The following is a 7689-nucleotide window of genomic DNA, read 5'->3' as shown; positions in this document are numbered from 1 at the left end:
CAACGCGGAGATCGGCACGCTGCTCGGGTTGAGCCCGCTCACCGCCAAGACGCACGTGAGTCGCATCATGGCCAAGCTCGGTGGGCGCGATCGACACGGTCCGGCCGGGGTTCGAGGCGCTGAAGTGCGTGGCCCTGTCCGGCGAGCGCGTGCTGCCCGCCGACGCCGCCGGCTGGTTCGACCGCTTCGGCGAGCGGATCCGGCTGCTGAACCTCTACGGGCCCTCGGAAACCACCATGACGAAGACCTTCCACTTCGTCACCGCCGCCGATGCCCGGGGCAGGTCCGTCCCGATCGGACGCCCGATGCCCGACACCGCCGTCCTGCTGCTCGACGAACGCGGCCGGGAGGTACCACCGGGGCGGGTCGGCGAGGTTCACCTGCGTACGGCCTACCGCAGCCTCGGGTACCACCGCAGGCCGCAGGAGACCGAACGCGCCTTCATCGCCGACCCCACCCGGCCCGGCGACGACGAAGTCGTCTACCGGACCGGGGACTTCGCCCGCCTGCTGCCCGACGGCACGCTCGACTTCCTCGGCCGCCGGGACCGACAGGTCAAGGTCGGCGGCGTGCGGGTGGAGCTGGACGGGGTGGAGCAGCTCCTGCGCGAGGACCCGTCGGTCGCCGAGGCGGCCGTCGTGTCGGTCGAGCCGGACGACGCCCCGCCATACCTGTGCGCGTTCGTCGAGACCGGCACCGGGACGGACTCCGAGGAACTTCGCGCTCGGCTGAGCGAGCATCTGCGCGCACACCTGCCGGACGGCGCGATCCCGGCGGTGATCGTGCCGCTGGAGCTCATCCCGCGCACCATCAGCGGCAAGATCGACCGCAAGGCGCTCACCGTGCCCATGCGGTCCCCCGCCCGACCCGACGCGGACGCCGTCGCACCGCGCACCGCCACCGAACGCACGATCGCCGGGATCTGGGCGCGTACGCTGCCGGCCCCGGTCGACGACGTGCACACCCGGTTCTTCGACGTGGGCACCTCGCTGGCCGTGATCTCGGTACTGGCGCGGCTGACCGAGGAGTTCGGGGTGTCCGTCCCGCTGGCGGACTTCCTGGCGAACCAGACGATCGAGGGCCTGTCGAACCTGGTCGAGCGCTTGCTGCTCGCCGACGACGACGACGCCGACGACCTCTTCGGGAGCTGACATGACCGACCAGCCGCTGGACGCCGAGCAGATCGAGTCCGTCGAACGCCGGGTGCGGACGGCCGTGTTGGACCAGGACGGCGTCCTCGACTGCGCCGTCGTGTTCAACGAGGCCGACCCCGCGGCAGCGGGCGCCCGCGCCTGTGTCCGGTGCGGGATCAGCGCCGCGTACCCGGGACTGCGCTTCGACCCGGACGGCGTCTGTTCGCTGTGCGCGCGCTACGCCGCCCATCGATCGGCGATGCACGCCTACTTCCGTGACCCGCGGGAGCTGGCGCCGCGGCTGCGCGAGGCCGCGCGAGGGCGCGGATCGCACTACGACTGCCTGCTGCTGTTCAGTGGCGGCAAGGACAGCACATATGTGCTCTACCAGCTCGTGGGACTGGGTCTGCGGGTGATGACCTTCACCTTCGACAACGGGTTCATCTCGCGGACCGCGCTGCGCAACGTCGAGACCGTCACCGCCGAACTGGGCATCGAACACGTCACCGCCACCCACGCCGACCAGAAGCGGATCTTCCTGAACTCGCTCCAGGAGCACAAGAGCGTGTGCAACGGGTGCTTCCGCTCCCTCCTGGACCTGAGCACCGAACTCGCGCACCGGCGCGACATCCCCACGGTGGTCACCGGGCTCTCCCGCGGCCAGATCATGGACGAGCGGCTGTCCTGGTTCCACGAGCAGGGCATCTTCGACGTGGCCGAGATCGAGGAGAAGCTGCGGCTGGGCCGGGAGGTGTACCACCGGGCCGCGGGCACGGTCGACGCCGCCGCGGTGAACGCGGTCCAGGTCGTCGACTACTTCCGCTACTCGGCGGTGACGAAGGAGGACGTGCGAGCCTTCCTGCGCGAGCGCTCGTCGTTCTGGGCGCAGCCCACCGATACGGGGTTCTGCAGCTCGAACTGCATGATCAACGATGTGGGCACCTACGTTCACGCCGCGGAGCGCGGTTTCCACAACTACGAGGCGCCGACCCGCTGGGAGGTACGGCTCGGGCATCTGGACGTCGCCGAGGCGGACGCGGAGCTGCGGGCCCCGGTGGAGACCGCGCAGGTGAAACGGATGCTGGCCAGGATCGGCTATCCGGACCCGGCCGACGCCGACCGGACGGGCACCCGGCTGGCGGTCTACTACGTCGCCGACCGAAGCGCGTCGGGCGACCGGCTCGCGGCCGCGGTGGCCGATGCCCTGCCCCCCGCACTGGTACCGGCGCAGTGGGTGCAGGTGGCGGAGATCCCCAGGGTCGCGGGCGCCGTGGATCAGTGGGCTCTGCGCGGGATGCACCGCCCGAAGGCCCCGGGCTCGCGGGGCGGGGGCGTCACCGCGGACGCGGATTCCGATCGCTCGGTCGCGGTCCGTCCGGTACAGCGTCGGATTCTCGATCGGGATCCGGTCCGGGCGGCGCACCGGGCCCGAGCCCTGTTCCTGACCTCGGAGTCTGGTTTCCCGGTCGCCGACCTGAAGCGGGTGTGGCTGCAACTGCTGCTGCACCACGAGGCGTTGCGGCTGCGGTTCGGCCACGGGGATCAGGGCTGGCGGCAGTCCCGGGGCGGCCTCGGCGGTGCGGTCCACGTCTCGCGGGTGGACCTCACCGGCCAGGACCCGGGCGCGCAGGGGCAGGTGCTGCGTCGGCTCACCGACCGGATGCGGGCCCGGCTGCACGTCGATCGGGGTCCGCTGCTGCGGGCCGCGGTGGTCGACCGGGGCACCCGGCCGGCGGGTCTGTTGGTCGTGGTGCACGAACTGGCCGCGGATGTCGAGTCCTGGCGGGTGCTGTTGGCGGACCTGGCCCTGGGGCTGGGACAGCTCCGGGCGGGCTCGGACGTCCGGTTGCCGCCTGCCGCGTCGTTCCTGGACCACCCGGCCGAGCCCGCCGGCGTCGAGGACGAGGCGGGCCCAAAGGTCGCCGGGGCCGGCTGTGTCCTCCCGGGTTCGCCCGCACCCGAGCCGATCGCCGAGGAGCCGCTCGAAGCGCGCTGCCCGGTGCGCGCGGCCACGGCCCGCGACGTCGCCGCTGCGATCGCGCACGTGCTGGTCGAGGAGTTCGGCGGCGGGCGACTGGTCGCGGACGTCCTCGATCACACCACGCGCAGGCCCGCGGCACGGGTGATCGGTCCGCTGGCCGAAGCGGACCGCTGGGTGGTGACCCCGCTCGCGCGGGGAGCGAGCGTCGTACGGGTCGCGAGAACGGCCGAGCCGGCCCCGGTGCGCTACGAACACTTCGGCGATCCGGCCGCCGCGCTGCTTCCGTCGGGGGTGTCCTGGACGCTGCGCGACACGGTGTGGCGGGACTTCGCCGGGCCGGGGCACCCGGGCGACACCGATACGACGATCACCGGTGTCGTCGACGCCGGCGAGCTCGTGCTCACCTGGTGGTGTCCCGCCTCCGTGGGCACGCGGCTGGCGGCGGCCCACATCCCCGAGCGCGTCGCGCGGCGGCTGATCGGGGAGCAGGCCGGCTGAGGTGGCGCGCTCACGCACCCTCGGTGTGCTCGGTGGGATGGGACCGGCGGCGACGGCGGAGTTCCTGCGGCTGTTGGCCGTGCGCGTCGCGGCCGGCAGCGACCAGGAGCACCCCCGGATCCTGATGCTGTCCGAGCCGGGCATCCCGGACCGGACCGCCGCGCTGCTCAGGGGTGACGACGCACCGCTCCTGCCGATCCGGCAGGCGCTGTTCACCCTTGCCGGCTGGGGCGCGGAGCTACTCGCGGTGCCCTGCAACACCGCGCACGTCTACATCGATCGATTCCGCAGCCGACTGCCGGTGCCCCTGGTGCACATCGTGGAGGCGAGCGTGCGGGCCGCCGAGGTCGCCAGTCCCGACGGGGCCTGGTTGACGGCGACCGCGGGTACCGTCGCCGGCGGCATCTATCAGCGCTATGCGCAGCAGCGGGGATACCGACTCCTGCTCCCCGACGAGGCGCTCCAGCAGCGCATCCACGCCGCCACCGTGCTGGTGAAGGCGAACCGGCTGCCGGCTGCCGGCACGACCCTGGGTTCGGCGGTCCACGAGCTGCTGCGCATTCGGTGCCTGCCGGTGATCAGCGCCTGTACCGAACTCCCGCTCGCCTACGCGCACAGCGGGCTGCCGGCGGAATTCCAGGTGTCGAGCGTCGACGCACTGGCGTCGGCCTGCGCGCACGCCCTGTACGCCCACCGCGGACCCGCACCGGGCCTGCTCTCGTCGACGGCCCGACGGGCGGTCGCCGGGTCCGGCTCCGGGTCCACGTCCGATCCCCCCGAAGGAGCACGATGACACTCTCACGCCTGTCGAAGGAACGCCGGCTGCTGCGCGAGACCGTCGCCGACTTCGCCCGCGCCAAGGTGGCTCCGGTGATCGCCGATATCTACCGACGCGAGGAGTTTCCCTACGAACTGGTCGCCGCCATGGGCCGCATGGGCTTGTTCGGACTGCCCTTCGAGGAACGCTACGGCGGCATGGGCGGGGATGTGTTCACCCTGTGTCTGGCCATCGAGGAACTGGCCAGAGTGGACTGCTCGGTGGCCGTCGCACTGTCCGCGGGCGTGACGCTCGGCGCGATCCCCATCCATCGGTTCGGCACCGCGGCACAGAAGGAACGCTGGCTCCCCGCCCTGTGCACCGGCGAGCGGATCGCCGGCTTCGGGCTCACCGAGCCCGGCGGCGGGACCGACACGGCGGCGGCCCGCACCAAGGCGGAACTCGACGGTGACGAATGGGTGATCAACGGCAGCAAGGCGTTCATCACCAACTCCGGTACCGACGTCACCAGCCTGGTCACGGTGACGGCGGTGACCGGTACCCGCGCCGACGGCGCCAAGGAGATCTCCGCGCTCGTCGTGCCGTCGGGCACCCCGGGCTTCACGGTGGCACCGTCGTACTCCAAGGTGGGCTGGTGCGCCTCGGACACCCACGAACTCGGTTTCGCCGACTGCCGGGTGCCGGCCGAGCACCTGCTCGGCGAACGCGGCCTGGGCATCGCGCAGTTCATGTCGGTGCTGGACGAGAGCAGGATCGCGATCTCGGCCGTCGGGGCGGGGATGGCCCAGGGCTGCGTGGACGAGTGTGTGCGCCATGCCAAGGAGCGGACGGCGTTCGGGCAGCGCATCGGCGCGTACCAGTCGATCCAGTTCAAGATCGCCGACATGGAGACGCGCGCCCACACCGCACGCCTGGCCTACTACTCGGCTGCGGCCTCGATGCTGCGCGGCGAATCCTTCTCGAAGGAGGCGGCGATGGCCAAGCTGGTCTCCTCCAGGGCGGCGATGGACAACGCCAGGGACGCGACCCAGATCTTCGGTGGCTCCGGAGTGATGAACGACAGCCCCGTGGGCCGCTTCTACCGCGACGCCAAGATCCTGGAAATCGGCGAAGGCACCACCGAGGTACAACAGATGATGATCGCCAGGCACCTTGGCTTGTCCTGACCCCACCGCCGGGCAGCGCCGCGACGCGTCGTCTCCGGGTTCGCCGACCTCCCGAGTTCGGGAAGGGCCGACGCCATTGCCGGCCGGTCACCGGATCCGGACGCGCGCGGCCCGACCCCGGGAGTCCGAGGCTGCGCCGACCGCCCGGAACGTCGCGGCCGGCCACGCTCGGTCCGACCGCGACCTTTCTCGGGTGGGGTGAGTGGGTTATCCCAGTCCGCAGTCGAGGGCGGCGGCGAGCCCGAGTCCGCGCAGCCCACCGCCGAGAGCCCGAGCACGGCCACGGCCCCGATTGCCCTGCCCAGCACGGTCCCCGCCCCTCGACACCCGACAAGGACGCTCACCAGCGGTGCGAGTCCAGCCGCAGGGACCGATCGGCCCAACTCGGCGGCCGCTTCCCCGCGTCTCCCTCTCCCCGGTGAACCCCTGCCCGGACCATCCACGTCTTCGCTCGCTCCGCCGCATCTCCCTTGCGCCGGGCGGTAATTGGAGGACTCGGCTCAGGCACGGGCCGTAGGGTGTGCCGATGACCGAGCCCCCGACGTGGATCGACATGCGTCCCATGCCCTTGCCCACCATGCCGCGTCAGGTGCGGATCGCCAGGTGGTGGCTGTTCGCCATGGCCGCGATCGCTTTCGCCGTCGGCGTGTTCGTCTTCGTGAACGCCGAGGGCGAGAGCCACGCATACCGTGCGGGACGACTGATGGGCGACATGCTTGCCGCCCTCGTGGGTGCGCTGCTCGCCCTCCGATTCGCGCGCGGCACCGGAAGGACACGCGTGGCCGCGATCGTCTGCGCGGCATTGACGCTCCTCTCCGCCGTCAGGATGGCGACCGAGGGCGAATCCGTCGGCCTGGTCCAGATCGCGGGCGCCATCGTGGTCGCCACCCAACTCACCCGCACCCCCGCCAAGGAGTGGTTCGATCGGCCGGCGCCCCGGCGGGAATGACGAGCCTCGGATCGGCCACCGGGACCGCGCAGCGGGCGCCCGGCGTCGCCTCCTCCGCAGCCGGGCCGACGCCGACCGGACCCGGAACGGTCTACGGGTCGACGGTTCGACGGAGGAGTAGAGGCGCTTGCCTTCACGATGCCGACCCGACTGCGTGCATGGTGCAATCGAGTAGGGCTCCGGGTTTTCCGGAGCACCGCCGCTCCGCCGACCGGATCGGCTGCAGCGTCACGGGTTTTCTCGTCGTTCCACAGCGCGGCCGATGAGTTTGTGGCTCCCGGTCGGTCCAAGCTCGTGACATCCGAGGAAAGGACACCGCCATGTCGGAGCTTCTCGTCGACTTCATCACCTCCCTCGACGGCCACGCGTCGGCACAGGGATGGCCCGGGTTCTGGGGCCTCGAGGGCCCGGAGTACCTCGCATGGCTCGGCGAGCAGCCCGAGGCCACCCACCTGATGGGAGCGAACACCTACCGCCTGATGTCGGGCTTCGCCGCAGGCGAGGTCCCGAAAGGCCAAGACGAGTTCAGGCCCGAGGAAGAGGCGTCCGTCGACGAGCTCACGCAAGCGTCCAAGGTGGTGTTCTCCTCCTCGCTCGAGGAGCCGCTGACGTGGGCCAACTCCACGCTCGTCCGCGACGACGCCGTCGAGGCGGTCCGCGCCATGAAGTCGAGTGGCTCGGGGCTCCTCGGCACGATCGGCAGCCTCAGCCTGTGCCGGTCCCTGCTGCGAGCCGGACTCGTCGACCGCTTCCGGGTCGTGATGTTCCCGGTGATCACCGGGGCCACGGGCGAAGAACGCATCTACGACGGCTATCCGGACGTCGCCCTCGAGATGATCGAGCACCGCACCTTCGACGGCCGCATCCAACTGGTCGAGTACAAACCCCGCGTGCTCGAACACCCGCCGCTCGGCGCCCCCGCGTGACGTCGCCCGTCCGCCGGTCCGGACGGCACCGGACCCACGCCGGCGGGCGCGGAGCAACACCCGCCGGCGGGCGAACGGCCAACGTCGCGACGCCCGATCCGGGTCGCGTCGAAGGAGTGGACCAGCCGAGCGACCCCCTCGCGCAGTGGCCTCCGCGGGCGAGCAGCGCGCACACCTACCTCGGCCATCCCAACGGCATCTTCGACCCGGCCTTCGAAAGCTGGCGGTCGCAGCCGGGCAACTGGTGGTCGGAGCGGG

Annotated in this window: 6 protein-coding genes and 1 pseudogene; all 7 read left to right on the top strand. The window is 71.6% G+C overall.

The features are described 5' to 3' along the window. Positions 1–94, top strand: a pseudogene (locus tag ABZ374_RS47590) (LuxR C-terminal-related transcriptional regulator); the annotation flags it as partial. Continuing rightward, complete coding sequence (locus ABZ374_RS47585; RefSeq protein WP_360324831.1) at positions 81–1151, top strand: non-ribosomal peptide synthetase; 1071 nt, start codon at positions 81–83, stop codon at positions 1149–1151. The pseudogene ABZ374_RS47590 and the gene ABZ374_RS47585, both read left to right, overlap by 14 nt. 1 nt (position 1152) lies before the next feature. Beyond that, positions 1153–3612, top strand: a complete 2460-nt coding sequence (locus ABZ374_RS47580; protein ID WP_360324828.1) for a condensation domain-containing protein — start codon at positions 1153–1155, stop codon at positions 3610–3612. A gap of 1 nt (position 3613) precedes the next feature. Then, positions 3614–4405 carry an amino acid racemase gene (locus tag ABZ374_RS47575; protein ID WP_360324825.1) on the top strand — a complete coding sequence of 264 codons (792 nt, stop codon included), beginning with the start codon at positions 3614–3616 and terminating at the stop codon, positions 4403–4405. Beyond that, positions 4402–5556, top strand: a complete 1155-nt coding sequence (locus ABZ374_RS47570; protein ID WP_360324823.1) for an acyl-CoA dehydrogenase family protein — start codon at positions 4402–4404, stop codon at positions 5554–5556. The genes ABZ374_RS47575 and ABZ374_RS47570 overlap by 4 nt, the downstream gene beginning before the upstream one ends. A gap of 526 nt (positions 5557–6082) precedes the next feature. Then, positions 6083–6505 (top strand): hypothetical protein, encoded by a 423-nt coding sequence (locus ABZ374_RS47565; RefSeq protein WP_360324821.1) that lies wholly within the window; start codon positions 6083–6085, stop codon positions 6503–6505. Positions 6506–6825: 320 nt separating this feature from the next. After that, positions 6826–7431, top strand: a complete 606-nt coding sequence (locus ABZ374_RS47560) for a dihydrofolate reductase family protein (protein WP_360324819.1) — start codon at positions 6826–6828, stop codon at positions 7429–7431. Positions 7432–7689 lie beyond the last annotated feature (258 nt).

The sequence above is a fragment of the Embleya sp. NPDC005971 genome, from assembly GCF_040629175.1.
In the GTDB taxonomy this organism is placed as follows: domain Bacteria; phylum Actinomycetota; class Actinomycetes; order Streptomycetales; family Streptomycetaceae; genus Embleya.
Note: the sequence above shows the minus strand (reverse complement) of the source record. Positions and strands in the feature narration are given on the sequence as shown.